The organism is Cellulomonas denverensis, from assembly GCF_012396125.1.
In the GTDB taxonomy this organism is placed as follows: domain Bacteria; phylum Actinomycetota; class Actinomycetes; order Actinomycetales; family Cellulomonadaceae; genus Cellulomonas; species Cellulomonas denverensis.
Map to the genome: position 1 here is coordinate 66,258 of NZ_JAAXOX010000012.1, position 24,601 is coordinate 90,858.

Here is a 24,601-nt window from a genome sequence, read left to right on the forward strand (position 1 = left end):
TAGGCTCGGGGCCATGCGGATTGCGAGATTCACCACCGGAGACGACCCCCGCTACGCCCTCGTGGAGGGGGAGCCCGGCCAGGAGCAGCTGGTGGTCATCACCGGCGATCCGATCTACACCCCGGTGCAGCCCACCGGAGAGCGCATCCCGCTGGGCGACGGCGTCCGGCTGCTGGCGCCGGTGATCCCGCGCTCCAAGATCGTCGGGGTCGGCCGCAACTACGCCGACCACGCCGCGGAGATGGGCAACGAGGTCCCGGTCTCCCCGCTGCTGTTCCTCAAGCCGAACACCTCCGTGGTCGGCCCGGACGACCCGATCGTGCTGCCGGACTGGACCGAGGAGGTCTCCTACGAGGCCGAGCTGGCGGTGGTGATCGGCAAGGTCACCAAGGACGTCACCCCGGAGAACGCCCTGCACTACGTCTTCGGCTACACCGTCGCCAACGACATCACCGCCCGGGACGCCCAGCGCACCGACTCCCAGTGGGTCCGGGCCAAGGGCTTCGACGGCTCCTGCCCGCTCGGCCCCTGGGTGGTCCCCGGGCTGGACGTGGAGGATCTGGCGGTGCGGTCCCGGGTGAACGGCGAGACCAAGCAGGACGGGCGCACCTCGCAGCTGATCTTCGACGTGCCGGCCCTGATCTCGTACATCTCCGAGGTGATGACCCTGCTGCCCGGCGACGTGATCCTGACCGGCACCCCGGCCGGGGTCGGGCTGCTGGAGTCGCGCGACGTGGTCGAGGTCGAGGTGGAGGAGATCGGCGTGCTGCGGAACCCGGTGCTGCGCCGGGGCTGACGACCCCGCTAGGGTCGGCGGGCACCGCGCCAGCACGACGACAGGAGCGCCATGGACCTGCAGTCCGTGCTCGACACCGTGACCGACACCCTCTACAGCCACTGGCTGATCTACGTCCTGATCGGCGTGGGCCTGTGGTTCACCCTGCGCACCGGCTTCGTCCAGGTGCGGATGTTTCCCGCCATGCTGCGTCAGCTGTCCAGCTCGCGCACCGGCGCCGAGGGCGGCATCTCCTCCTTCCAGGCCTTCGCGGTCGGGCTCGCCTCGCGGGTCGGCACCGGGAACATCGCCGGGGTGGCGGTGGCGCTGACCCTCGGCGGGCCGGGTGCGGTGTTCTGGATGTGGGTGGTCGCCGCGGTCGGGATGGCCACCGGTCTGGTCGAGGCCACCCTGGCGCAGATCTTCAAGGTCCGGGACCCGGACGGCTCCTACCGGGGCGGCCCGGCGTACTACATCCAGCGCGGCCTGGGCTCGCGGCGGTGGGGGATCGTCTTCGCGGTGCTGCTGGTCTTCACCTTCGGCTTCGCGTTCAACATGGTGCAGGCGAACACCATCGCCAGCACCCTCGACTCCTCGCATGGCGTCCCGGTCGGGCTGACCGCGGTGCTGCTGATGGTGCTGGCGGCGCCGGTGCTGTTCGGCGGCGTGCGCCGGGTGGCCCGGGTGGCCGAGTGGATGCTGCCGCTGATGGCCGGCGCCTACCTGCTGCTGGCCGCAGTGATCATCGCGCTGAACCTGTCGGCGGTCCCGGACGTGCTGAGCCAGATCGTGCGGGGCGCCTTCGGGCTGGACACCGCGCTGGCCGGCACGGCGGGCGGCATCCTCGCGGCGGTGCTGAACGGTGCCCGGCGTGGGCTGTTCTCCAACGAGGCGGGGATGGGCTCGGCGCCGAACACCGCCGCCACCGCCACCGTCACCCACCCGGTCAAGCAGGGCCTGGTGCAGTCGCTCGGCGTGTTCGTCGACACCATGCTGGTCTGCACCGCCACCGCGTTCATCGTGCTGTGCGCCGGGCCCGAGGTGTACCTGCCGGGCCGCACCGAGCAGAGCGCCGGCGCCGTGCTGACCACCGACGCCGTGGTGCACGAGCTGGGCGGCTGGACCGCGGTGCTGATGACCGTGATCGTCTTCGTCTTCGCGTTCAGTTCGGTGCTGGGCAACTACGCCTACGCCGAGGTCAATCTCACCTTCCTCCGGGTGCGCGGCCGGGCGCTGACCCTGCTGCGCACCGCGGTGCTGGCGGCGGTCGGGCTCGGCTCGCTGGCCGCGCTGAACACGGTGTGGGCGATCGCGGACATCGCGATGGCGCTGATGGCGACGGTGAACCTGGTGGCGATCGTGCTGTTGTCGAGGTGGGCGCTGGGTGCGCTCGCGGACTTCCGGGCCGCCCGGGCGGCGGGGCGGGACGACCGGTTCGTCGGCCACGGCAACCCACTGCTGCCCGGCGACGTCCCGGGCGACGTCTGGGCACCGGGCGCCCGGGACGGGATCGTGGCGCTCGCGGCGGAGGGCGCGGCCGAGCCTCGCTAGGCTGGCGGGTGTGAGCTCCGACATCCGCGTTCGTTTCTGCCCGTCCCCGACCGGTACGCCGCATGTCGGCCTGATCCGGACCGCCCTGTTCAACTGGGCCTACGCCCGGCACGTCGGCGGCACGTTCGTGTTCCGGATCGAGGACACCGACCCGGCCCGCGACTCCGAGGAGAGCTACCAGCAGCTGCTGGACGCGCTGCGCTGGCTCGGCCTGGACTGGGACGAGGGGGTCGAGGTCGGCGGGCCGCACGAGCCCTACCGGCAGTCGCAGCGGATGGACCTGTACGCCGACGTCGCCCGGCGCCTGGTCGAGGGCGGCTACGCCTACGAGTCGTTCAGCACCCCGGAGGAGGTCGAGGCCCGGCACCGTGCCGCCGGCCGGGACCCGAAGCTGGGCTACGACGGCCACGACCGCGACCTGACCGACGAGCAGAAGGCCGCCTACCGCGCCGAGGGCCGTGAGCCGGTGCTGCGGCTGCGGATGCCGGACGAGGACATCACCTTCACCGACCTGGTCCGCGGCGACGTGACCTTCAAGGCCGGCTCGGTGCCGGACTACGTGATCGTGCGGGCCAACGGCCACCCGCTCTACACCCTGGTCAACCCGATCGACGACGCGCTGATGAACATCACCCATGTGCTGCGCGGCGAGGACCTGCTGTCCAGCACCCCGCGCCAGGTGGTGCTCTACCGGGCGCTGCTGGAGCTCGGTGTGGCCAGTGTGATGCCGGAGTTCGGCCACCTGCCCTACGTGATGGGCGAGGGCAACAAGAAGCTGTCCAAGCGCGACCCGGAGTCGAACCTGTTCCTGCACCGGGAGCGCGGCTTCACCCCGGAGGGCCTGCTGAACTACCTGTCGCTGCTCGGCTGGTCGATCGGCCCGGACCGGGACATCTTCACCGTGCCGGAGCTGGTCGAGGCCTTCGACATCCACGACGTGAACCCGAACCCGGCCCGCTTCGACCTGAAGAAGGCAGAGGCGATCAACGCCGACCACATCCGGATGCTGGCCCCCGACGACTTCCGCGACCGCCTGGTGCCCTACCTGCACCGGGCCGGCCTGGTGCTCGCGGACTCCTACGCCGACCTGGAGGCCGCCCACCGGCAGCTGCTGGATGCCGCCGCGCCGCTGATCCAGACCCGGATCAAGCTGCTCGGCGAGGCGCCGGACATGCTCGGCTTCCTGTTCGTCGACGACGCCGCGCTGGTGGTCGAGGAGGACGCCCGGGCCGCGCTCAAGGGCGAGCCCGCCGCCGCCCTGGACGCCGCCACCGCGGCCCTGGAGCCGCTGACCGACTTCAGCACCGCCACCGTCGAGCAGGCACTGCAGGCCGCCCTGGTGGACGGCCTGGGCCTCAAGCCGCGATTCGCCTTCACCCCGCTGCGGGTGGCGGTCTCCGGCCGCCGGGTCTCGCCGCCGCTGTTCGAGTCCCTGGAGCTGCTGGGCAAGGACTCCGCCCTGGCCCGGATCGCCGCCCTGCGCGCCACGCTGTGACCGCGGGGACCATCGACGGGGTCCTGTTCGACATCGACGACACCCTGGTCGACACCCGGGGCGCGTTCGCCCTGGCGCTGGCCGCGGTGTCGGCGGTGTGGCTGCCGGGCCTGGCGCCGGAGCGTGCCGGGGAGGTGCTGGCGCACTGGCGTGCCGACGTGCACGGCCGGTACCGCCAGTACACCCGCGGCGAGGTCGGTTACGACCAACAGCGGATGGACCGGGCCAACGACCTGCACCGGGACTTCGGCGGGCCGCAGCTGGACGAGCAGGGTTATGCCGAGTGGAACGCGCTGTTCGAGCGGACGTTCTCCGGTTCCTGGGCCGCGCACGCCGACGCCTCGGTGCTGGTGGACCGGTTGCTGGCGGCCGGGATCAAGGTCGGGGCGCTGTCGAATGCCGGCACCGCGTACCAGGTGCGCAAGCTGACCGGCGCCGGATTGATCGACCGGGTGCCGATGCTGGTCGGCGTGGACACCCTGGGCTTCGGCAAACCCGACCCCCGGGTGTTCACCGAGGCCTGCGCCCGGCTGGGCACCGCACCGGAGCGGACCGCCTACGTGGGCGATGAGCTGGATGTGGACGCCCGGGCGGCGACCGCGGCGGGCCTGACCGGGATCTGGCTGGACCGCAGCGGTGCCGGATCGGCGGTGCACGCCGGCCGGGTGGTGACGGCGGGGGAGTCGGACCGGGTGATCCGCTCGCTCGCGGAGCTGCCGGGGCTGCTCGGCCTGGACCGACCGGGCGATCGGCCCGGACCGGGCGCGTGACCGGCGGCACACCGGGGCCGGTTTGGTACCCGGGCCGCCGGTCCGGTAGTGTTCCCGGTCGGTACGGCGTCCACTGAGCGCCGGTCCTCCTCTCCCTCGTGGCGCCGGTCGCCGCGATGGAAAGCGGCCCGGACCAGGGGAAATGCCCGCCATTGGGGTATGGTGTAATTGGCAGCACGAGTGATTCTGGTTCACTTAGTCTAGGTTCGAGTCCTGGTACCCCAGCGCACGATCTGGTGGAGGAAGCCCCTCGGGGCGGATTTCGCAGGCCGCGCAGGATGCTGTAGAGTAGTTCCCGGTCAAGCCCGCACGGGTCTGATCACTAGGCCCCCATCGTCTAGCGGCCTAGGACGCCGCCCTCTCACGGCGGTAACAGGGGTTCAAATCCCCTTGGGGGTACAGAGGAAAGGCCCGGTCACAGAAATGTGATCGGGCCTTTCTGGCTCTCTGGCCAGGAATGACCACCGGCCGGGCCACCCGTGGGCGACCCGGCCGGTGGGCGTCTCACTCCGAGGTGCGGCGCAGCACCTCGGTCAGCCGGTTGGCGGCGGAGACCACCGCGGCGGCGTGCAGCCGGCCGGGCTGGCGGGACAGCCGCTCCACCGGCCCGGAGATGGACACCGCGGCGACCACCCGGCCGGACTGGCCCCGGACCGGCGCAGAGACCGACGCCACGCCGACCTCGCGCTCGGACACCGACTGCGCCCAGCCGCGGCGGCGGACGCCGGACAGGATGGTGGCGGTGAACTTCGACCCCTGCAGGCCCCGGTGCAGCCGGTCTGGCTCCTCCCAGGCGAGCAGGATCTGCGCGGCCGAGCCGGCGGTCATGGTCAGGGTGGCGCCGACCGGGATCGAGTCCCGCAGGCCGATCGGGCGCTCGGCGGCGGCCACGCAGATCCGCTGATCGCCCTGGCGCCGGTACAGCTGGGCGCTCTCCCCGGTGTGGTCGCGCAGCGCGGTCAGCACCGGGCCCGCGGCGGCCAGCAACCGGTCCTCGCCGGCGGCGCTGGCCAGCTCGCTCAGCCGCGGGCCGAGCACGAACCGGCCCTGCATGTCGCGGCCCACCAGGCGGTGATGCTCCAGCGCGACGGCCAGACGGTGCGCGGTCGGCCGGGCCAGATGAGTGGCGTTGACCAGCTGCGCGAGGGTGGCGGGGCCCGCCTCAAGAGCGTTGAGGACGGCCGCGGCCTTGTCCAGAACGCCGACTCCGCTAGAGTTGTCCATAGGTCGATATTGGCGTCTCAGCCGCTGAGACGCAAGTGCGACACCCGAGAAACATCTCAGCGAGCCCCCACGCGAGAGGACCAGACATGGCCGGCACCCTGGCGGAGAAGGTGTGGGACGCCCACATCGTGCGACGAGGCACGGACGGCGCCCCGGACCTGCTCTACATCGACCTGCACCTGGTGCACGAGGTCACCAGCCCGCAGGCGTTCGAGGGCCTGCGGCTGGCCGGACGGCAGGTGCGCCGCCCGGACCTGACGCTGGCCACCGAGGACCACAACACTCCCACGCTCGACATCGATCTCCCGATCGCCGACGAGACCAGCCGCACCCAGATCGACACCCTGCGCAACAACGCCAAGGAGTTCGGTGTCCGGCTGCACTCGCTGGGTGACGCCGACCAGGGCATCGTGCACCAGGTCGGCCCGCAGCTGGGGCTGACCATGCCCGGCCTGACCGTGGTCTGCGGCGACTCGCACACCTCCACCCACGGCGCCTTCGGTGCGCTGGCCTTCGGCATCGGCACGTCCGAGGTCGAGCACGTGCTGGCGACCCAGACCCTGCCGCTGGCCCCGTTCAAGACGATGGCGATCACGGTCAACGGCGCCCTGCCGCTGGGCGCGACCGCCAAGGACATCATCCTCGCGGTGATCGCCAAGATCGGCACCGGTGGTGGTCAGGGCTACGTCCTGGAGTACCGCGGCGAGGCGATCCGGTCGCTGTCGATGGAGGGCCGGATGACGATCTGCAACATGTCGATCGAGGCCGGTGCCCGGGCCGGGATGATCGCCCCGGACCAGACCACCTTCGACTACCTCAAGGGCCGCCCGCACGCCCCCGAGGGTGCCGACTGGGACGCCGCGGTGGAGTACTGGTCGACGCTGCGCAGCGACGACGACGCCACCTTCGACGCCGAGGTGATCATCGAGGCCGCCGAGCTGGAGCCGTTCGTCACCTGGGGCACCAACCCCGGCCAGGGCCTGCCGCTGTCCGGCAGCGTGCCGGTGCCGGAGCAGATCGCCGACGCCAACGAGCGAGTCGCCGCCGAGCGGGCCATCGAGTACATGGGCCTGACCCCCGGTCAGCCGCTGCGCGAGATCGCGGTGGACACCGTGTTCATCGGCTCCTGCACCAACGGCCGGATCGAGGACCTGCGGGCCGCCGCCAAGCTGATGCGTGGCCAGAGGAAGGCCGACTCGGTGCGCGTCCTGGTCGTCCCGTCCTCCGCCCGGGTGCGGCTGCAGGCCGAGGAGGAGGGCCTGGACCGGATCTTCCTGGACTTCGGGGCCGAGTGGCGCAATGCCGGGTGTTCGATGTGTCTGGGGATGAACCCGGACCAGTTGGCGCCGGGCGAGCGGTCGGCCTCCACGTCGAACCGCAACTTCGAGGGCCGGCAGGGCAAGGGCGGGCGCACCCACCTGGTGTCGCCGCTGGTCGCCGCCGCCACCGCCATCCGGGGCACGCTGTCCTCGGTGTCCGACCTCGGTGAGGGCGTCGAGGTGCCGGACGGCTCCCCGCTCACCGACCTGCAGCCCGCCTGACCGACCCCCACCGAATCGAGTCCGTGATGGAAAAGTTCACTCAGCACACCGGCGTCGGGGTCCCGCTGCGGCGCAGCAACGTCGACACCGACCAGATCATCCCGGCCGTGTACCTCAAGCGGGTCACCCGGACCGGCTTCGAGGACGCGCTGTTCTCCGCCTGGCGCAACGACCCCGAGTTCGTGCTCAACCAGGACGCCTACCGCTCCGGCTCCGTGCTGGTCGCCGGGCCCGACTTCGGCACCGGCTCCTCGCGTGAGCACGCGGTCTGGGCGCTGAAGGACTACGGCTTCAAGGCCGTGCTGTCCGCCCGGTTCGCCGACATCTTCCGCGGCAACTCGGGCAAGCAGGGGCTGCTGGCCGCGCAGGTCGCCCAGGAGGACATCGAGCTGATCTGGAAGGTGCTGGAGACCCACCCCGGCGCCGAGGTGACCGTGGACCTGGGCACCCGCACCGCCACCTGCGAGGACGTCGTGGTGCCCTTCCACGTCGACGACTACACCCGCTGGCGGCTGATGGAGGGGCTGGACGACATCGGCCTGACCCTGCAGCACGAGCAGGACATCACCGCCTTCGAGCAGACCCGCGCCGCCTGGCGGCCGAAGACCCTTCCGGCCAAGCACCTGCCGCCGGCCCCGGTCCGCCCGGCCCGGCCGGTCGAGCTCACCCTCGGCCGTCGCCCGGGGGCCTGACCGGCCCGCGCGCCCGCGCGCGCCCGCCCCGCGCGTCCGGTAGCGCCGAGAGTGCACGAATGCACGCCTCCCAGCCCGGGAGAGCGGCATTCGTGCACTCTCGGCGGGAGCGTGTCCCGCGCGTTGGGCGGTGAGTGGGGCCGGCGGTGCGGGACGATGGGGGGATGAGCGATCTGCTGTACGTGAACGGTGGGACTCCGCTGACCGGGGAGATCACCGTGCGGGGGGCCAAGAACTTCGTCTCCAAGGCCATGGTGGCGGCGCTGCTGGGGGAGACCCCGAGCGTGCTGCGCAACGTGCCGCAGATCCGGGACGTCGGCGTGGTCTCCGGGCTGCTGGAGCTGCACGGCGTGCGGGTGCAGGCCGATCCGGCGGCCGGGGTGCTACACCTGGACCCCTCCGCCGTGGAGTCCGCGCACGTGGCCGACATCGACGCGCATGCCGGGTCGAGCCGGATCCCGATCCTGTTCTGCGGACCGCTGCTGCATCGGCTCGGCGAGGCGTTCATCCCCGACCTGGGCGGCTGCCGGATCGGTGACCGGCCGATCGACTACCACCTGGAGATCCTGCGCCAGTTCGGCGCGGTGGTGGACAAGCGTGAGGCCGGCATCCACATCCGGGCGCCCCGGCGGTTGCAGGGCACCAAGATCACCCTGCCGTACCCGAGCGTGGGCGCCACCGAGCAGCTGCTGCTGACCGCGGTCCGGGCCGAGGGCATCACCGAGCTCAGTAACGCCGCGATCGAGCCCGAGATCATGGACCTGATCAACGTGCTGCAGAAGATGGGCGCGATCATCTCCGTCGACACCGACCGGGTGATCCGGATCGAGGGCGTCGACCGGTTGACCGGCTTCCAGCACACCGCCCTGGCCGACCGGATCGAGGCGGCCTCCTGGGCGTCCGCGGCCCTGGCGACCGGCGGCGACATCTACGTACGCGGCGCCACCCAGCCGGAGATGACCACCTTCCTCAACACCTTCCGCAAGGTCGGTGGCGAGTTCGTGATCGACGACGACGGGATCCGGTTCTTCCACCCCGGCGGCGACCTGCGGTCGATCGTGCTGGAGACCGACGTGCACCCGGGCTTCATGACCGACTGGCAGCAGCCGCTGGTCGTGGCGCTGACCCAGGCCAAGGGCCTGTCGATCGTGCACGAGACGGTGTACGAGAACCGGTTCGGCTTCACCGACGCGCTGCGCGGGATGGGCGCCACGATCCAGGTCTACAAGGAGTGCCTGGGCGGGCGGCCGTGCCGGTTCGGGCAGCGGAACTTCTACCACTCGGCGGTGATCTCGGGCCCGTCGCCGCTGTCCGCCGCGAACATCGAGGTCCCGGACCTGAGGGGCGGATTCAGCCACCTGATCGCCGCGCTGACCGCCAAGGGCACCTCGCAGGTGCGCGGGATCAGCCTGATCGACCGGGGCTACGAGCACTTCACCGACAAGCTCACCGCCCTGGGCGCCGAGTTCGATCGCGGCTGAGCGCCGGACCGTCCCGGGTAGCATCCCTTCCCGTGCATCCCGCCCGATCGAACCGTGCCTACCGCAACGTCGCCCGACTGCTGCGGCCGCTGCTCTATGCGATCCAGCGCCGTGACTGGCGGGGTCAGGAGCACCTGCCCACCGACAGTGGGTTCATCGCGGCCGGGAACCACCTGACCAACCTGGACCCGGTCACCTTCGCGCACTACCTGTACGACAGCGGCGTCGCGCCCAAGATCATGGCGAAGTCCTCGCTGTTCTCGGTGCCGGTGCTCGGCTGGGTGCTCCGGACGACCGGGCAGATCCCGGTGTATCGGGGCACCTCGGACGCCGGCCGGTCGCTGGAGGCGGCGGAGGTGGCGCTGGCGGAGGGCGAGTGCGTGGCGGTGTTCCCCGAGGGGACGTTGACCCGGGACCCCGACCTGTGGCCGATGCTGGCCAAGACCGGGGTGGCCCGGCTCGCGCTGGACACCCGGGTGCCGGTGGTGCCGATCGCCCAGTGGGGCGCCCAGGACCTGCTGGCCCGCTACGGCAAGGTGTTCAAGCCCATCCCGCCCAAGCGGGTGACCGTGGTGGCCGGTCCGCCGGTCGACCTGTCGGATCTGTACGACAAGCCCCGGGACGCCGCGACCCTGCGGGAGGCGACCGCCCGGGTGATGGCCGCGATCACCGCCCAGCTGGCCGAGATCCGGGGCGAGCAGCCGCCGGCGGAGGTCTTCGACATGCGGAAGAAGTCGGCATGACCCGGGCCGCCGTGCTGGGTGCCGGGGCGTGGGGGACGACGTTCGCCGCGGTGCTGGCCGACGCCGGGTGCGAGGTCACGGTCTGGGGCCGGGACGCCGCGGTCTGTGCCCAGCTCACCGCCGAGCGCCGCAACGAGCGCTACCTGCCGGGGGTGGAGCTACCCGCCGGGATCAGCGGCCAGGCCGATCTGCTGCGTGCGGTGGACGGCGCCGAGGTGATCGCGGTCGCGGTGCCGGCCCAGTCCGCCCGCACCGCACTGGCCCCGCTCGGCGGCCGGCTCGGTGACCAGGCGGTGGCGGTCTCGCTGATGAAGGGCGTGGAGCTGGCCACCCAGCAGCGGATGAGCCAGCTGCTGGCCGAGGTGCTGGACCTGCCCGAGCGCCGGGTCGCCGTGCTGTCCGGCCCGAACCTGGCGGACGAGATCGCGGTCCGGCAGCCCACCGCGACCGTGGTGGCCTCGGGCGATCCGGCCACCGCGGAGAAGGTCGCCCAGGCCTGCGCCAACCCGTACTTCCGGCCGTACACCAATGACGACGTGGTCGGCGTGGAGCTGTGCGGCGCGGTCAAGAACGTGATCGCCCTGGCGGTGGGCATCTCGCAGGGGCGCGGCTTCGGTTACAACACGATGGCCACGGTGATCACCCGCGGCCTGGTCGAGATCACCCGGCTGGGGCTGGCGCTCGGTGCCCGGGCGGAGACCTTCGGCGGGCTGGCCGGGATGGGCGACCTGATGGCCACCTGCGCCTCGCCGCAGTCCCGGAACCACCGCCTCGGGGTGCACATCGGGCAGGGCCTCACGCTGGACGAGGCGATCGTGGCCACCGGGGGCACCGCGGAGGGCGTGAAGACCTCCCGGTCGGTGCTGGATCTGGCCGAGCGGGTCGGGGTGGAGATGCCGATCACCGCCGCGGTGGTCCGGGTGCTGTACGAGGATCTGCCGGTGGACGCCCTGGCCCCGCTGCTGCTGGAGCGGCCGCGCAAGGCCGAGGGCGTCTGAGCGTCAGCTCTCCCGCAGCGCCCGGTCCAGGTCGGCCCACAGGTCTTCGACGTCCTCGATGCCGACGCTGAGCCGCAGCAGATCCTCCGGCACGGTCACCGACTCGGTGCCGAACCGCCGTCGCCGCTCGATGCTGGACTCCACCCCGCCCAGGCTGGTGGCCGGGACCCACAGCCGCAGGGCCGCGACCACCGCGTCGGCGCGCTCGGGGCCGCCGGTGGGCCGCAGCCCGATGATCGCCCCGTAGCCGGCCATCTGGGCGGTGGCTCGGGTATGACCCGGGTCGGTGGGCAGCCCGGGGTGCCGGACCTCCGCGACCCGCGGGTGCTCGGCCAGCCGGTGGGCGAGGTCGAGGGCGTTCGCCTGGGCGCGCTCGACCCGCAGCGCCAGGGTCCGCACCCCGCGCAGCGCCAGGTAGACCTCCGCCGGCCCGGCGATCGCCCCGTGCAGCGTGCGGTAGGCCAGCAGCCGGGCGTGCAGCTCCGGATCGTCGGACAGCGCGGCACCCAGCACCACGTCCGAGTGCCCGGCCAGGTACTTGGTCACCGAGTGCACCACCACGTCCGCACCCAGGGACAGCGGCCGCTGCACCAGCGGGGTGGCGAAGGTGTTGTCCACCACGGTGAGCGCACCCACCTCGCGGGCGGCGGCGACCAGCGCGGGCAGGTCGGCCACCTCCAGCATCGGGTTGGTCGGCGACTCGATCCAGAGCATGGAGGTGCCGGGCCGCAGGGCGGCGACCACCTGGTCGGTGTCGGCGATGTCCACCACCTCGACCTCGACCCGGGAGCGATCGGCCAGATCGGCGAGGTACCCGTGCAGCACCTGGTAGGCGTGCCGCGGGACCACCACCCGGCCGCCGTGCGGGATCAGCGACAGCGCCGCGGCGATCGCGGCCATCCCGGACCCGTAGACCAGCGCGGGCAGCTCGGCGCCCTCCAGCGCGGCCAGCGTCTCCTCGAACGGCAGCCAGGTCTCGGTGCCGCCGCGGGCGTAGAGCAGCTCGGGCGCGGGGCCGGGGGTGCCCTGCGACACGTAGGTGGAGGAGAACACCACCGGCGGGTTCACCGGGGCGCCCTGCACCCGGGCGGGGCGGCCGGCGGACACGGCGACGGTCGCGGGGGAGAGCTGGCGCGGATCGTGGTCCTGGGTCACGGATCGCACACTAAACCCGCCGATTCGGGTGGCGGATGCACGTTCCACGGATCGGTAGGCTCGTCCGCGATGTCCACTTCAGCCGCTTCCGCACCCCGTCCCCGCGTCCTGGTCCTGTTCGGGGGCCGTTCAGGGGAGCACGCCATCAGCTGCGCCACCGCCGGTGGGGTACTGCGGGCGATCGACCGGGAGCGCTACGACGTGCTGCCGATCGGGATCACCCCGCAGGGCCGGTGGGTGCGGGTGGACGACGACCCGGACCTGTGGCGGATCACGGACGGGACGCTGCCCGAGGTGGCCGAGCTGCCGGAGCGGGTCCTGCTGCCCCAGGAGGCCGGTGCGCGCGAGGTCCGGGTGATCGAGCCCGGGCTGCCCGCCGCGGACCTGGGCACCGTGGACGTGGTGCTGCCGCTGCTGCACGGGCCCTACGGCGAGGACGGCACCCTGCAGGGGATGCTGGAACTGGCGGACGTGCGCTACGTCGGCGCCGGGGTGCTGGCCTCCGCGGTCGGGATGGACAAGCACTTCATGAAGGTGGCGCTGGCGGCGGCGGGTCTGCCGATCGGGCCGTTCGCCACCCTGCGCGGCGACGACTGGGCGGCCGACCGCGGCGGGATCCGCGACCGGGTGGCCGCCCTCGGCCTGCCGCTGTTCGTCAAGCCCGCCCGGGCCGGCTCCAGCCTGGGCATCACCCGGGTGACCGACCCGGCCGACCTGCCCGCCGCGATCGCCGAGGCGCAGCGCCACGATCCGAAGGTGGTCATCGAGGCCGGGATCGCCGGACGGGAGATCGAGTGCGCGGTGCTCGGCGGCCGGGGCGGAGCGCGTGCCCGGGCCTCGCTGCCGGGCGAGATCGTGGTCACCGACGCCGAGCACACGTTCTACGACTTCGAGGCGAAGTACCTGGACGAGGAGGCGGTGTCGCTGCGCTGCCCGGCCGACCTGCCGGCCGAGGTGACCGCCCGGGTGCAGGACGTGGCCGTGCGCACCTTCGAGGCGATCGACTGCGAGGGCCTGGCACGGGTGGACGTCTTCGTTACCGACGCCGGTGAGGTGATCGTGAACGAGATCAACACCATGCCCGGCTTCACCCCGTACTCGATGTACCCGCGGATGTGGCAGGAGTCCGGGATCAGCTACCCGGACCTGCTGGACGAGCTGCTGCAGCTCGCGCTGGAGCGCCCCACCGGGCTGCGCTGACTCAGACGCAGGACCGGTCGGCGGCGATCTGGGAGACCGCGGGCACCAGGGCGTCCAGGAAGGTCGTCGACCGTTCGGCGACCACCGCGGCCGGCACCTGCACCTCGATCGCCGGGTCCCGGCCGTAGGTGAGGAAGGTCCAGTCCGACCCGCCCGGGTCCAGCGCCGGGTCGGTGGCGGCCGGTGTGGGATCGCCCGCCGGCGTCGACTCGGCCCGGACCAGCCAGTCCACCGTGGCGCCGGAGGCGGTCTCCATCGTCACGCACTGCTCGGTGGTGGGACCGGGCGGCTCCACCCCGCAGCGCAGCACCACCACCTGGTCGCCGGTGCCCCAGGCGGCGGTGGCCTGGCTGGTGGTCTGCCGGCGTTCCAGGCCGTCGCCCAGGCTCTGCGGCAGCGCCAGGATCACCCGGGCACAGTCCGGGTCCTGTGCGTCCGGGGCGGCGGGCACCCCGACCGAGGAGGCGCAGCCCGCCACCGCCAGCACGGCGACGGCGAGGGCGGACAGGCGGGCGGTGGCGGCGGGACTCACCCGACCACGCTAACCGCACCGGCTACCGTGACCGGCGTGAATGACGCCACACCCACCACCCCCGCAGCACCCACGGTCGCCGATCTGGGCGAGGACCGGTTGCTCGCCCGGATCTTCCCGCTGCTGCCCGCCGGGCAGGACACCCTGCTCGGCCCGGGCGACGACGCGGCGGTGGTGGCGGCGCCGGACGGCCGGTTCGTGGTGTCCACCGACGTGCTGGTCCAGGACCGGCACTTCCGGCTGGACTGGTCCGACGGGCGGGCGGTGGGCCGGCGTGCCGCCGCGCAGAACCTGGCGGACGTGGCCGCGATGGGCGCCCGGCCGACCTCGCTGGTGGTGTCGCTGGTGGTGCCCGGGACGCTGCCGGTGGCCTGGGTGGAGGACCTGGCGCGCGGACTGGCGGATCTGACCGGGCCGGTGGGTGCCGGGGTGGTCGGCGGCGACCTGTCCGGCGGGGACGCGGTGGTGGTCGCGGTGACCGTGCACGGCGACCTGGCCGGGCGCGACCCGGTGCTGCGCTCCGGTGCCCGGCCCGGCGATCTGGTCGCGCTGGCCGGGACGGTCGGCCGGTCCGCGGCGGGCTGGGCATTGCTGGCCGCCGGGCAGGACGGGCCGGCCGAGCTGGTCGAGCTGTACCGGTCGCCGCGCCCGCCGCTGGCCGCGGGACCGGCCGCCGCCGACGCGGGTGCCACGGCGATGCTGGACGTCTCCGACGGGTTGCTGCGGGACGCGGGCCGGATCGCCCGGGCCTCCGGGGTGCAGATCGACCTGGGGCGGCCGCGGGAGGCGCTGGCGGACGATCTGGCGGCCGTGGCGCAGGCCGCCGACCAGCTCGGCGCCGACCCGGTGCGCTGGCTGCTGACCGGCGGCGAGGACCACGGGCTGCTGGCCACCTTCGGCGGGCCGGTGCCGGAGGGGTTCCGGGTGATCGGCCGGGTGCGGGCGGGCGAGCCCGGCGTGCTGGTCGACGGCATGCCGCCGGAGGCGATCAGCCCCGGCTGGGACCACTTCCGGGGCTGAGACCCGGGCGGTCAGCCCCGGCGGTAGCGGACCTCGGGCAGCTCGGTGCCGCCGATGTCCTCGGTGCGCTCGGTGCCGTCCGGGGCGAATCCGTGCCGGCGGTAGAAGTGCCGGCTGCGCTCGTTCCCGGTGGCGGTCCACAGCGTGACGGTGCTGCGCGGCGGGACCTCGGCCAGGGCGGTGCGCATCAGGGCCCGGGCGGCGCCGCTGCCGAGCACCGCGGGCTCCAGGTACACCGTGTAGATCTCCAGGGTCCGGGAGTCGGCGTCCTCGTCCCGGGACGGCCCGATCGAGAGGAAACCGACCACGGTGTCGCCCTCCACCGCCACCCAGGTGGTGCCCCAGTCCGGGTGCTCGAGCTGACGCCGCCAGCGGGTGGCCCGCTCGGCCGGGTCCAGGGTGTCCAGGTACTCGTCGGGCAGCATCCCGCGGTAGGCGCTCTGCCAGGACCGGATGTGGACCCCGGCGATCGCGTCGGCGTCCGCGACGGTGGCGGGGCGGACGGTGAACTCCGGGCGCATATCGGACATGCCGACCAGCGTGCCACAGCCCCTGGACAGCGCGAAGGCCCGCACCGGACGGATCCGGGCGGGCCTTCGTCACATCTGTCGCGTCAGACGGCGCGCTGCACCTTGCCGGCCTTGAGGCACGAGGTGCAGACGTTCATCCGCTTCGGGGTCCCCGCCACCACCACGCGCACGCGCTGGATGTTCGGGTTCCAGCGCCGCTTCGTGCGCACGTGCGAGTGCGAGATGCTGTGCCCGAAGGACGGGCCCTTGGCGCAGACTTCGCAGTTGGCAGCCACGGTCTTCTCCTGAAATCTCATGAGGCGTCGGTTGGGGCGGTCCGCACCGCTGGCCCGGGGCCGGGGCGGAGCTGCCACCTGTGCTCGCACGCGACGGATCGCGGTCGGGCAACCGGGACAGATTAGCCCACGAGCGGGTCAGGACCCAAACGGGCCCGGTACGGCACAGTAGACCCCGGCGTGACAGGCGAGAGGAATTGTCGAGGGACGTGGTGGGTCGACTGCTGGACGGGCCGGTGCTGCGCCGGTGGCTGGTGCGCGCGGCGCAGGCGCTGGAGCAGGCGGGGCCGCGGATCGACGCGGTGAACGTCTTCCCGGTCGCCGATCAGGACACCGGCACCAACTGCCTGCTCACCCTGCGCGGTGCGGTCGAGGAGGTCGCCGCGCTGGACCCCGCCGCCGACGGCCCGGCCGTGCTGGCCGCCGCGACCCGTGGCTCCCTGCTCGCCGCCCGCGGCAACTCCGGGATGATCCTCAGCCACTGGTTCGCCGGGCTGGCCCGCGGCGCCGCGGAGGGGGTGGTGCCCGCGCTGGCGGCCGCGGCCCGGTCGGCCCGGTCGGCGGTGCTGGCCCCGGAGGACGGGACGGTGCTGGACCTGGCGGCGGAGGTGGCGCGCGCCGCCGGGGATGCCCGGCGGGGTGAGGACGGCGATGCCGGAGGACTCCCGGCCGGCGCGGCCGCTGACGAGGACCGCGAGGCCCTGGCCTCCGCCCTGGCCGCCGGGCAGGATGCCCTGGCCGCGATCAGTGGTCGGCACCCGGTGCTGCGGGATGCCCGGGTGCTGGACGCGGGCGCCTGTGCGCTGCTGGTGGTGCTCGCCGCCTGGGTGGCCGCCGCGGATGAGACGCTCGGGGCTCCCGGGACTCTCGGGGCCGAGGGCCCAGACGCCACTGGTGACCTCCGACTCGCCACCGCCCTGGACCTGAGCTGGCTGCCCGAGTCGGCCCCCGCCGCCCTCCCGGAGCGCGGCATGTCCGGCTTCGAGGTGATGGCCGTGCTCCCCGCCGGGGATGACGACGCCCTGCGCGCCCGGCTGGCCTCGATCGGTGACTCGGTGGCGGTGGTCGCCGAACCCGGTGACGGCCCGGGGCGGCTGCGCCAGTCCCATGTGCACACCGCCGATCCGGCCGCCGCGGTGGCCGTGGTGCAGGGCGCGGCCGACCCGGAGCCGGTGCTGGTCGTCGTGGAGGCCCTGGACGGCCGGACCTCGACCGCGGTGGCGGTGACCGGATCGCCGGAGCGGGTGCCGGAGCTGGCCCGGTGCGGTGCCGTGGTGCTGGTCGCCGGGCCGGGAGTGCCCGCCGGGCGGTGGCGGCCCACGCTGGACCGGGCGGTGCGGGATGCGCGGGCCGGGGGTGCACATCGGGTGCCCGACGCGGTCCACGGCGGCGACGCTGCGCCCGCCCACGACCCAGCGCCCGCCCGCGACCTAGCTTCCGCTCCCGACCCAGCGCCCGCCCATGACCCGGGCCCGGGGGCCGACCCGGTGCCGGTGCTCCCCGGCGCGTGGGCCGGCGAGTGTGCCGCAGCCCTGCCGCCGGGCGCCACGTTGATCGCCGAGGCGGATGACGAGGACCGGGTGCTCGCGGTGGTGCGCGCCCTGGCGGGGGAGGTGCCGGCATGACCGGGCTGGAGGACGCGGTGGTGCGGCCCGGGCCGCTGCTGGGCCGGCCGGTGGCGTCGGTGCTCGGTGCGGCCACCGGCGCCAAGCTGGACAAGCTCGGCCTGCACACCGTCGGCGACCTGCTGCGGCACTACCCGCGGCGCTACGCCCACCTGGGCGAGATGACCGACCTGGCCTCGCTCACCCCCAAGGAGCACGTCACGGTGATGGCCCGGGTGGCGCAGGCCACCGTCCGGACCACCCGCACCGGCGGGGCACTGATGAATGTCGAGATCACCGATGGCCGCAGCACGCTCAGCCTGGTGTTCTTCGCCAAGCGCAAGGGCGCACTGCGCTACCACGAGGGCCGGCTCAAGCCCGGGGTGGAGGGCCTGTTCTCCGGCGAGGTCGGCATCGACCCGCGCAACCGCCGCCTTCAGCTGGCCCACCCGACCTACCGGCTGATCGGCGTCGACGTCGAGGACGAGGCGGAGGGGGTCGAGGCGACCCGGCGGCCGATCCCGCTCTATCCGGCCAGCGCCCAGATGCCCACCGAGAAGATCCAGAAGGCGGTCGAGGCGCTGTTCCCGCTGCTGACCCCCGCCGACGTGCCGGACCCGCTGCCCGCCGAGCTGCTGGCCCGCCGCCGGATGCCGGAGCTGCTGGGCGCCCTGCGCGAGCTGCACCGCCCCGAGGACGACGCCGAGATCCGCCGGGCGCAGGACCGGCTGAAGTTCGAGGAGGCCTTCGTCCTGCAGACCGAGCTGGCCCGGCGGCGCGCCCGGGTGGCCCGCGAGGGCGCGGTCGCCCGGCCCGCCCGGCCCGGCGGGATCCTGGACGCCTTCGACGCCCGGCTGCCGTTCACCCTGACCGACGGGCAGAAGCGGGTCGGCGCGGAGCTGGCCGCCGAGCTGGCCGGTGAACGCCCGATGCAGCGGCTGTTGCAGGGCGAGGTCGGTTCGGGCAAGACCGTGGTCGCGCTGCGGGCGATGCTGCAGGTGGTGGACGCCGGCGGTCAGGCCGCGCTGCTCGCCCCGACCGAGGTGCTGGCCGCCCAGCACGAGCGCACCCTGCGTGCCCTGCTCGGCGACCTGGCCGAGGCCGGGATGCTCGGCGCCGCCCAGGACGCCACCCGGATCACCCTGCTCACCGGCTCCCAGTCCGCAGCGACCCGGCGCCAGGCGCTGGCCGAGGCGGCCTCCGGTGCGGCCGGGATCGTGGTCGGCACCCACGCGCTGCTGTCCGCGCACGTGCAGTTCGCCGATCTCGGGCTGGTGGTGGTCGACGAGCAGCACCGGTTCGGGGTGGAACAGCGCGACCTGTTGCGCGCCAAGGGCCGCAGCACCCCGCACCTGCTGGTGATGACCGCCACCCCGATCCCGCGCACCGTGGCGATGACCGTGTTCGGCGATCTGGAGACCTCGGTGCTGGACCAGGTGCCGGCCGGCCGGGCGGAGGTGGTGACCCACGTGGTGCCGGCCGGGAACGACCGGTGGCTGCGGCGCACCTGGCAGCGGGTCCGGGAGGAGGTCGCCGCCGGGGGCCGCGCCTACGTGGTCTGCGCCCGGATCGACCCGGATGCCAAGGACGACGACGGCGCCGAGCTGGTCGCCGACGAGGGCCCGGCCAAGCGCCCGCTGCGCGCGGTGCTCGAGGTCGCCGAGGAGCTGGCCGCCGCCCCGGAGCTCGGCGGGCTGCCGGTCGGGGTGCTGCACGGCCGGATGACCCCGGAGGAGAAGGAGCGCGCCCTGGCCGAGTTCGCGGCCGGGACGGTGCCGGTGCTGGTGTCCACCACCGTGGTGGAGGTCGGCGTGGACGTGCCGGACGCCACCGTGATGGTGGTGCTGGACGCCGACCGGTTCGGGGTCTCCCAGCTGCACCAGCTGCGCGGCCGGATCGGGCGTGGCACCAAGCCGGGGGTGTGCCTGCTGGTGGCGGACGTGTTCCCGGGCAGCCCCGCCGAGGTACGGCTGAGCACGCTGGCCGAGACCCGGGACGGCTTCCGGCTGGCGGCGGTCGACCTGGAGCTGCGCCGGGAGGGCGATGTGCTCGGCGCCGCCCAGTCCGGCGGGGCGACCTCGCTGCGGCTGCTGCGGGTGACCCGGGACGCCGACGTGATCACCGAGGCCCGCGCCGAGGCCCGTGCGGTGGTGCGGGAGGACCCGGAGCTGGAGCGTCACCCCGACCTGCGGGTGGCGATCGACCTGCTGCTGGACGGCGAGCGCGAGGAGTTCCTGGACCGGACCTGAGGTCGTACGCCGGCCCCGATCGGCGTGCGTAGGCTGACCCCCGTGTCCAAGCCGCCTGTCATCCGTGCCGTCGATCTGCTCGTCGGGTACGGCGGGGAGCCGGTGTGCGCCCCGGTGTCCTTCGCCCTCCCGCCCGGACGGGTGCTCGCCCTGGTCGGCGCCAACGGCTCCGGGAAGTCCACCGTGCTGCGCGCCTGCCTCGGCCTGCTCGAACCGGCCGGCGGCAGCCTGCAGGTGCTGGGCCGCGAGGTCGACGAGCGCGAGATCGGTTTCCGCACCCGGGTGTCCAGCGTGCTGGACGACGACGCCTACTTCCCGGCACTGACCGTCGCCGAGCACCTGTACCTGACCGCCCGGGGGCACGGCGTCGCCGGTGCGGACGAGGTGGTCGCCGACCTGCTGGCCGAGTTCGGGCTGACCGAGCACGCCGACTCGCTGCCGGTCGCCCTGTCCTCCGGGCAGCGCCGCCGCCTGCTGCTCGCCGCCGGGCTGGTCCGGCCGCGCTCGCTGCTGGTGCTGGACGAGCCGGAGCAGCGGCTGGACGTGGCGATGCGCGACCGGCTCGCCGACCGCCTGGTCGCGGAGAAGCAGGCCGGCGGCTCGGTGCTGCTGGCCACCCACGACCCCGACCTGCTGCGGGCCTGTGCCGACCGCGCGGTGCTGATCGCCGACGACGTGTGCCGCCTGCTCAGCCCGGACCAGGCCGCCGAGGCCCTGCGTCCGGGGGTGCTGTGACCACCCTGGACGCCCCGGTCCTGCAACCCGGGGAGGGGATCGGCTCGATCCCCGGACCGCGCTCGATCCGCCGGTTCACCGCCGCGGTCGCCCGGACCAAGGCCGGCGCCAGCCTGGGCTCGGTGCTGAACGACGCCTACTACGCCGTGATCATGATGGCGATCGGGATGGGCGTGGCCCTCGGTGTCGCCGGGCAACTGCGCTCGTCGCTGCCGCCGCAGGACGCCGCCTCACTGGGTGAAGGGATCAGCCTGCCCACCGTGGTCGCGGTGTGCGCGGTGGCGGTGCTCGGCGCGGTGCTCTCCCTGGCCGGACGGCTGGGGCCGGTGGGCGCAGAGGGCGCGGAGGCCACCTGGTGGCTCGGGCTGCCGGTGGACCGCCGCGGACTGCTGCGCCCCGCCTCGCTGCGCATCCCGGTGCTGGCGGCTCTGGTCGGTGGGGTGCTGCTCGCACTGCTGGACGGCGGGCTGCTGGCCGACCACGGGATCGGGCACGTGCTCCGGCTCGGGGCGCTGGCGGCGCTGTGCTGTGCGGCGGTGGTGCTGCTGGCCGGACTGGCGCAGACCGTGCAGTTCCCGCGCCGCTCGGTGGCGCTGATCGGCGACCTGGTGATCGCGTTGGCCCCGCTGCTGGCGCTGGTCGCAGCGCTCACCGGCTGGCGGCTGTCCGCGCTGCCGGACCTGCCGGAGTGGGCGCTGGTGCTGCTGGCGCTCGCGGTGCTGGCCCTCGGCTGGACCCAGGACCGGCGACTGGGCCGGATCCGCGGCCGGGACCTGCGTGAGAGCGGCTCGGTCGCCTCCCAGGCCGCCGGTGCGGTGGTCTCGCTGGACTCCCGCGAACTCGGCCGTGCGCTCTCCGACGCCGCGGCCCGGCAGCGCCGGCGCCGGTCGCGGCGGCTGCGCGCGGTCCGCGGCCCGAAGTCGGCGATCGTGATAGCCGACCTGACGGTGCTGGTGCGCTCGCCCCGGCATCTGGTGCAGCTGGTGGTCTCGGCCCTGGTGCCGGTGCTGGTGGTGATCACGCCACGGCTGGCCGGGGCGCTGGGCGTCGGCCTGGCGGTGCTGGTCAGCGGCTACGTCGGCATGCTGGCCACCGCGGAGGGCGCCCGGCGGGCGGAGATGGCCCCGATCCTGGACCGGCTGCTGCCGATGTCCGCCCAGGCCACCCGGCGCACCCGGCTGCTGGTGCCGGCGCTGGCGATGCTGCTCTGGTCGCTGGTCGCCTTCACCGCGATCGGGCTCTGGCACGGCGACCCGGCCGGCTGGATCGCCCTCGGCGTGGCGTCGACCCCGGTGTGGGCGGGTGCCGCGCTGCGCGGTGCGTTCCGCCCGGCGCCGAACTGGCAGGGCCCGCTGGTCTCCACCCCGGCCGGTGCGCTGCCCGGTGGTGTGCTGGCGGTGCTGGCCCGCGGCCCGGACGTCGCGGTGCTGGGCCTGATCCCGGTGATCATCTCGGTCGCGCTCGGCCGGGTGCTGCTGCCGGTGCTCGCCGTGCAGCTGGTGTTCTCGCTGATCGCCTGGACGGTCGGTGCCAGCACCAACACCAAGCCGTTGATGGAGCGGATGCTGGACCAGCAGAAGGCCCTGGAGGCGCAGCGGTGACCCGGATCGTCGCCGGGTCGCTCGGTGGCCGGGTGCTGGCCGTGCCGCCCGCGGGCACCCGGCCGACCTCGGAGCGGGTCCGGGAGGCGCTGTTCTCCCGGTTGGACCACCTGGGCGTGGTGGCCGGTGCCCGGGTGCTGGACGGGTATGCCGGTTCCGGTGCGCTCGGCCTGGAGGCGGCCAGCCGGGGTGCGGCGTCGGTGACCCTGGTGGAGCTCGGCAAGGCCGCCGCCGAGGTGTGCCGCCGCAACGTCGCCCAGCTCGGCCTGCGGGACCGGGTGCAGGTGGTCAAAGACCGGGTGGAGACCTTCGTGACCCGGCCGGTGGCCGCGGGGTGGGACCTGGTGCTGCTCGACCCGCCCTACGACGTGCCGGGCGAGACGGTGGACCGGATCCTGGCCGACCTGGTGCCCGCACTGGCCGCCGAGGCGGTGGTGGTGGTGGAACGCTCCGCCCGCAGCGCGGCACCCACCTGGCCGGACGGGCTGGCCGAGCTGAGCGCCAAGACCTACGGCGAGACCGTGGTGCACCTGGCCGAGCGGATGCCGACGGAGCCGGCGACGGTAGGTTGAGGGCGTGACCCTCGCCGTCTGCCCCGGTTCCTACGACCCGGTCACCCTCGGGCACCTGGACGTCTTCCGCCGCGCCCGGTCGCTGGCCGACCAGGTCGTGGTGCTGGTGGCGCACAACGCCGCCAAGCGCGCCCTGCTGCCGGTGGAGGTGCGGGTGGAGCTGATCCGGTCGGCGGTGGCCGGCCTGGACGGGGTGCGGGTGCAGGCGACCTCCGGGCTGCTGGCCGACGCATTGCGCGACCTGGGTGCGGATCTGGTGGTCAAGGGCATCCGTGGCGGCGCCGACTTCGACGCCGAACTGCCGATGGCCCTGATGAACCGGCACCTGTCCGGGGTGGAGACCGTGTTCGTCCCCGGTGACCCGGCGCTGGCGCACGTGGCCTCCTCGCTGGTCAAGGACGTGGCGGGGCACGGCGGCCCGATCGACGACCTGGTGCCGGCCGGCGTGGGGGACGCCGTGCGCGAGGCACTGAGCAACTGAGCACAGGAGGGGCCCGATGACCGAACGGACCGACGGCCTGACCGGGGTGCTGGACGCCCTGGAGCAGGCGATCACCCATGCCCGGCCGATGCCGATGTCGTCCTCGGTGCTGGTCAGCCGCGCCGAGCTGCTGGACCTGGTCGCCCAGGCCCGCGCCGCCGTGCCCACCGAGATCGCCGATGCGGAGCGGGTGCTGGCCGAGGCCGCCCAGGCACGTGCCGCCGCCCGGGAGGAGGGCGAGCGGATCGAGGCAGCCGCCCGCCGCCGGGCCGAGGAACTGGTCGGCGAGCAGGCGGTGGTGGCCCAGGCTGAGCAGCGTGCGGCCGAGATCGTCGCCGCCGCCGAGGACCGGGCCGCCGAGCTGCGCCGGGAGGCCGACGACTACTGCGACCGGCGGCTGGCCGACTTCGAGATCGACCTGGGCAAGCTGGTCGCCCAGGTCCAGGCCGGGCGGGCCAAGCTGGCGCACCGGCTCGACGACGGGGTGTGACGCACTCGATTCGGTAACCCGCCCCGGGTGCCGTAGCATTGGTCGCTGGTCCTGCCGGGTTACCGCGGACCGAGACCCCCTCGTCAAAGGACCGTGGACCGTGGAGCGCGCGACTCACCTCGATCCCCGTTCGCCGTTCGTGCTCGATTCCCACGAGCTCGGCCGACGTCCGGGATCGATGCGTCGTGTCCAGCGCACGGTCGCGGCCCCGGAGGATCTCGGCACCGAGGTGATCGGCGTTCCCACCGGATCGGATGTCGAGTTGGACCTCCAGCTCGAGGCCGTGATGGAGGGGGTGTTCGTGTCCGGCTCCGCCAAGGCCCGGGCGGTCGGGGAGTGCGTGCGCTGCCTGGATGAGGTCGTCGAGGACGTCGACGTCGCCATCCAGGAGCTCTACGTCTACCCCGAGCGTGCCCAGGCCGCGTCGGACGCCGGGGACGAGGAGGACGAGGACCTGCGCGAGCTGGACGGCGAGCTGATCGACGTCGAGCCCGCATTGCGGGATGCGGTGGTGGTTGCGCTACCGTTCCAGCCGTTGTGTCGGGACGACTGCCCGGGCTTGTGCTCCATCTGTGGTGCGCACCTGGCTGATGACCCGGACCACGGGCATGAGACCCTAGACCCTCGGTGGGCTGCGCTTGGCGGCCTGCAGAGCACGCTTGACGATCAGAAAGAGAGCTAGCCGTGGCTGTTCCGAAGCGCAAGATGTCGCGCAGCAACACCCGTGCGCGTCGGTCGCAGTGGAAGACCACTGCCACGACGATGAGCACCTGCCCCCGTTGCAACGCGGTGAACCGGCCCCACCAGGCCTGCCCCACCTGCGGCACCTACAAGGGCCGGGTGTACGCGGACGCCATGCGGACCGAGCACGCGGGCTGATTGCCCCG

Annotated in this window: 25 protein-coding genes and 2 tRNA genes; 22 read left to right on the top strand and 5 right to left on the bottom strand. The window is 73.7% G+C overall.

The window, feature by feature from the left end; all coding sequences use genetic code 11:
- Window positions 1–13 precede the first annotated feature (13 nt).
- The 6 genes from HGA03_RS15900 to HGA03_RS15925 all read left to right on the top strand — a co-directional run bounded on the left by HGA03_RS15900 (window position 14) and on the right by HGA03_RS15925 (window position 4,990).
- Window positions 14–796, top strand: a complete 783-nt coding sequence (locus HGA03_RS15900; protein ID WP_168631283.1) for a fumarylacetoacetate hydrolase family protein — start codon at window positions 14–16, stop codon at window positions 794–796.
- A gap of 51 nt (window positions 797–847) precedes the next feature.
- Window positions 848–2,326 (top strand): alanine/glycine:cation symporter family protein, encoded by a 1,479-nt coding sequence (locus HGA03_RS15905; RefSeq protein ID WP_168631284.1) that lies wholly within the window; start codon window positions 848–850, stop codon window positions 2,324–2,326.
- A 10-nt stretch (window positions 2,327–2,336) separates the two neighbouring features.
- Window positions 2,337–3,821: a glutamate--tRNA ligase gene (gene gltX / locus HGA03_RS15910; RefSeq protein ID WP_239073559.1), complete on the top strand. Its 1,485-nt coding sequence runs from the start codon at window positions 2,337–2,339 to the stop codon at window positions 3,819–3,821.
- Entirely contained in the window at window positions 3,818–4,591 is a 774-nt protein-coding gene (locus tag HGA03_RS15915; protein WP_168631285.1) for an HAD family hydrolase, read from the top strand. The genes gltX and HGA03_RS15915 overlap by 4 nt, the downstream gene beginning before the upstream one ends.
- A gap of 153 nt (window positions 4,592–4,744) precedes the next feature.
- A tRNA-Gln gene (locus HGA03_RS15920) sits at window positions 4,745–4,816 on the top strand.
- Window positions 4,817–4,917: 101 nt separating this feature from the next.
- Window positions 4,918–4,990, top strand: a tRNA-Glu gene (locus HGA03_RS15925).
- A gap of 105 nt (window positions 4,991–5,095) precedes the next feature.
- Here the strand turns inward: HGA03_RS15925 and HGA03_RS15930 are convergent.
- On the bottom strand, window positions 5,096–5,815 hold the full coding sequence (locus HGA03_RS15930) for an IclR family transcriptional regulator (protein WP_168631286.1): 720 nt from the start codon (window positions 5,813–5,815) through the stop codon (window positions 5,096–5,098).
- An 86-nt stretch (window positions 5,816–5,901) separates the two neighbouring features.
- On the opposite strand from HGA03_RS15930, the gene leuC reads away from it, so the two are divergent.
- The 5 genes from leuC (at window position 5,902) to HGA03_RS15955 (ending at window position 11,270) form a co-directional block, all read left to right on the top strand.
- On the top strand, window positions 5,902–7,356 hold the full coding sequence (leuC, locus tag HGA03_RS15935) for a 3-isopropylmalate dehydratase large subunit (protein WP_168631287.1): 1,455 nt from the start codon (window positions 5,902–5,904) through the stop codon (window positions 7,354–7,356).
- A gap of 26 nt (window positions 7,357–7,382) precedes the next feature.
- On the top strand, window positions 7,383–8,048 hold the full coding sequence (leuD, locus tag HGA03_RS15940; protein ID WP_168631288.1) for a 3-isopropylmalate dehydratase small subunit: 666 nt from the start codon (window positions 7,383–7,385) through the stop codon (window positions 8,046–8,048).
- 164 nt (window positions 8,049–8,212) lie between these two features.
- Complete coding sequence (gene murA, locus HGA03_RS15945; RefSeq protein WP_168631289.1) at window positions 8,213–9,529, top strand: UDP-N-acetylglucosamine 1-carboxyvinyltransferase; 1,317 nt, start codon at window positions 8,213–8,215, stop codon at window positions 9,527–9,529.
- A gap of 32 nt (window positions 9,530–9,561) precedes the next feature.
- Entirely contained in the window at window positions 9,562–10,272 is a 711-nt protein-coding gene (locus HGA03_RS15950; RefSeq protein ID WP_239073560.1) for a lysophospholipid acyltransferase family protein, read from the top strand.
- The gene (locus HGA03_RS15955; protein ID WP_168631290.1) at window positions 10,269–11,270 is read left to right on the top strand and encodes an NAD(P)H-dependent glycerol-3-phosphate dehydrogenase; all 1,002 of its coding nucleotides are present in this window, start codon (window positions 10,269–10,271) and stop codon (window positions 11,268–11,270) included. Before HGA03_RS15950 ends, HGA03_RS15955 begins: the two co-directional genes overlap by 4 nt.
- A gap of 3 nt (window positions 11,271–11,273) precedes the next feature.
- Here HGA03_RS15955 and HGA03_RS15960 read toward each other — a convergent pair whose 3' ends face one another.
- Window positions 11,274–12,425, bottom strand: coding sequence for a trans-sulfuration enzyme family protein (locus HGA03_RS15960; protein ID WP_168631291.1), 1,152 nt, complete (start codon window positions 12,423–12,425; stop codon window positions 11,274–11,276).
- 69 nt (window positions 12,426–12,494) lie between these two features.
- Between HGA03_RS15960 and HGA03_RS15965 the strand changes: the two genes are divergently transcribed.
- Window positions 12,495–13,625, top strand: coding sequence for a D-alanine--D-alanine ligase family protein (locus HGA03_RS15965; protein ID WP_168631292.1), 1,131 nt, complete (start codon window positions 12,495–12,497; stop codon window positions 13,623–13,625).
- 1 nt (window position 13,626) lies between these two features.
- Here the strand turns inward: HGA03_RS15965 and HGA03_RS15970 are convergent, their stop codons facing one another.
- The gene (locus HGA03_RS15970) at window positions 13,627–14,157 is read right to left on the bottom strand and encodes a DUF3515 family protein (RefSeq protein WP_168631293.1); all 531 of its coding nucleotides are present in this window, start codon (window positions 14,155–14,157) and stop codon (window positions 13,627–13,629) included.
- A gap of 36 nt (window positions 14,158–14,193) precedes the next feature.
- On the opposite strand from HGA03_RS15970, the gene HGA03_RS15975 reads away from it, so the two are divergent.
- Window positions 14,194–15,177 (top strand): thiamine-phosphate kinase, encoded by a 984-nt coding sequence (locus HGA03_RS15975; RefSeq protein ID WP_168631294.1) that lies wholly within the window; start codon window positions 14,194–14,196, stop codon window positions 15,175–15,177.
- A gap of 11 nt (window positions 15,178–15,188) precedes the next feature.
- Here HGA03_RS15975 and HGA03_RS15980 read toward each other — a convergent pair whose 3' ends face one another.
- Both HGA03_RS15980 and rpmB read right to left on the bottom strand, forming a co-directional pair.
- The gene (locus HGA03_RS15980; protein WP_168631295.1) at window positions 15,189–15,707 is read right to left on the bottom strand and encodes a GNAT family N-acetyltransferase; all 519 of its coding nucleotides are present in this window, start codon (window positions 15,705–15,707) and stop codon (window positions 15,189–15,191) included.
- Between the two features lie 83 nt (window positions 15,708–15,790).
- The gene (gene rpmB / locus HGA03_RS15985) at window positions 15,791–15,982 is read right to left on the bottom strand and encodes a 50S ribosomal protein L28 (RefSeq protein ID WP_168631296.1); all 192 of its coding nucleotides are present in this window, start codon (window positions 15,980–15,982) and stop codon (window positions 15,791–15,793) included.
- Between the two features lie 209 nt (window positions 15,983–16,191).
- Here rpmB and HGA03_RS15990 point away from each other — a divergent pair, with 209 nt between their 5' ends.
- The 9 genes from HGA03_RS15990 (at window position 16,192) to rpmF (ending at window position 24,593) form a co-directional block, all read left to right on the top strand.
- Window positions 16,192–17,607, top strand: a complete 1,416-nt coding sequence (locus HGA03_RS15990; protein WP_168631297.1) for a DAK2 domain-containing protein — start codon at window positions 16,192–16,194, stop codon at window positions 17,605–17,607.
- On the top strand, window positions 17,604–19,835 hold the full coding sequence (locus tag HGA03_RS15995; RefSeq protein ID WP_168631298.1) for an ATP-dependent DNA helicase RecG: 2,232 nt from the start codon (window positions 17,604–17,606) through the stop codon (window positions 19,833–19,835). Before HGA03_RS15990 ends, HGA03_RS15995 begins: the two co-directional genes overlap by 4 nt.
- Window positions 19,836–19,877: 42 nt before the next feature.
- Window positions 19,878–20,570 carry an ABC transporter ATP-binding protein gene (locus tag HGA03_RS16000; protein WP_168631299.1) on the top strand — a complete coding sequence of 231 codons (693 nt, stop codon included), beginning with the start codon at window positions 19,878–19,880 and terminating at the stop codon, window positions 20,568–20,570.
- Window positions 20,567–22,171 carry a DUF6297 family protein gene (locus tag HGA03_RS16005; protein WP_239073561.1) on the top strand — a complete coding sequence of 535 codons (1,605 nt, stop codon included), beginning with the start codon at window positions 20,567–20,569 and terminating at the stop codon, window positions 22,169–22,171. The genes HGA03_RS16000 and HGA03_RS16005 overlap by 4 nt, the downstream gene beginning before the upstream one ends.
- Window positions 22,168–22,743 (top strand): 16S rRNA (guanine(966)-N(2))-methyltransferase RsmD, encoded by a 576-nt coding sequence (rsmD, locus tag HGA03_RS16010; protein WP_168631300.1) that lies wholly within the window; start codon window positions 22,168–22,170, stop codon window positions 22,741–22,743. Before HGA03_RS16005 ends, rsmD begins: the two co-directional genes overlap by 4 nt.
- A gap of 4 nt (window positions 22,744–22,747) precedes the next feature.
- Window positions 22,748–23,224, top strand: coding sequence for a pantetheine-phosphate adenylyltransferase (gene coaD / locus HGA03_RS16015; RefSeq protein WP_168631301.1), 477 nt, complete (start codon window positions 22,748–22,750; stop codon window positions 23,222–23,224).
- A 16-nt stretch (window positions 23,225–23,240) separates the two neighbouring features.
- Window positions 23,241–23,714, top strand: coding sequence for a hypothetical protein (locus tag HGA03_RS16020; RefSeq protein ID WP_168631302.1), 474 nt, complete (start codon window positions 23,241–23,243; stop codon window positions 23,712–23,714).
- 100 nt (window positions 23,715–23,814) lie between these two features.
- Window positions 23,815–24,396, top strand: a complete 582-nt coding sequence (locus tag HGA03_RS16025) for a YceD family protein (protein ID WP_168631303.1) — start codon at window positions 23,815–23,817, stop codon at window positions 24,394–24,396.
- A 2-nt stretch (window positions 24,397–24,398) separates the two neighbouring features.
- Window positions 24,399–24,593, top strand: a complete 195-nt coding sequence (rpmF, locus tag HGA03_RS16030) for a 50S ribosomal protein L32 (RefSeq protein ID WP_168631304.1) — start codon at window positions 24,399–24,401, stop codon at window positions 24,591–24,593.
- Window positions 24,594–24,601 lie beyond the last annotated feature (8 nt).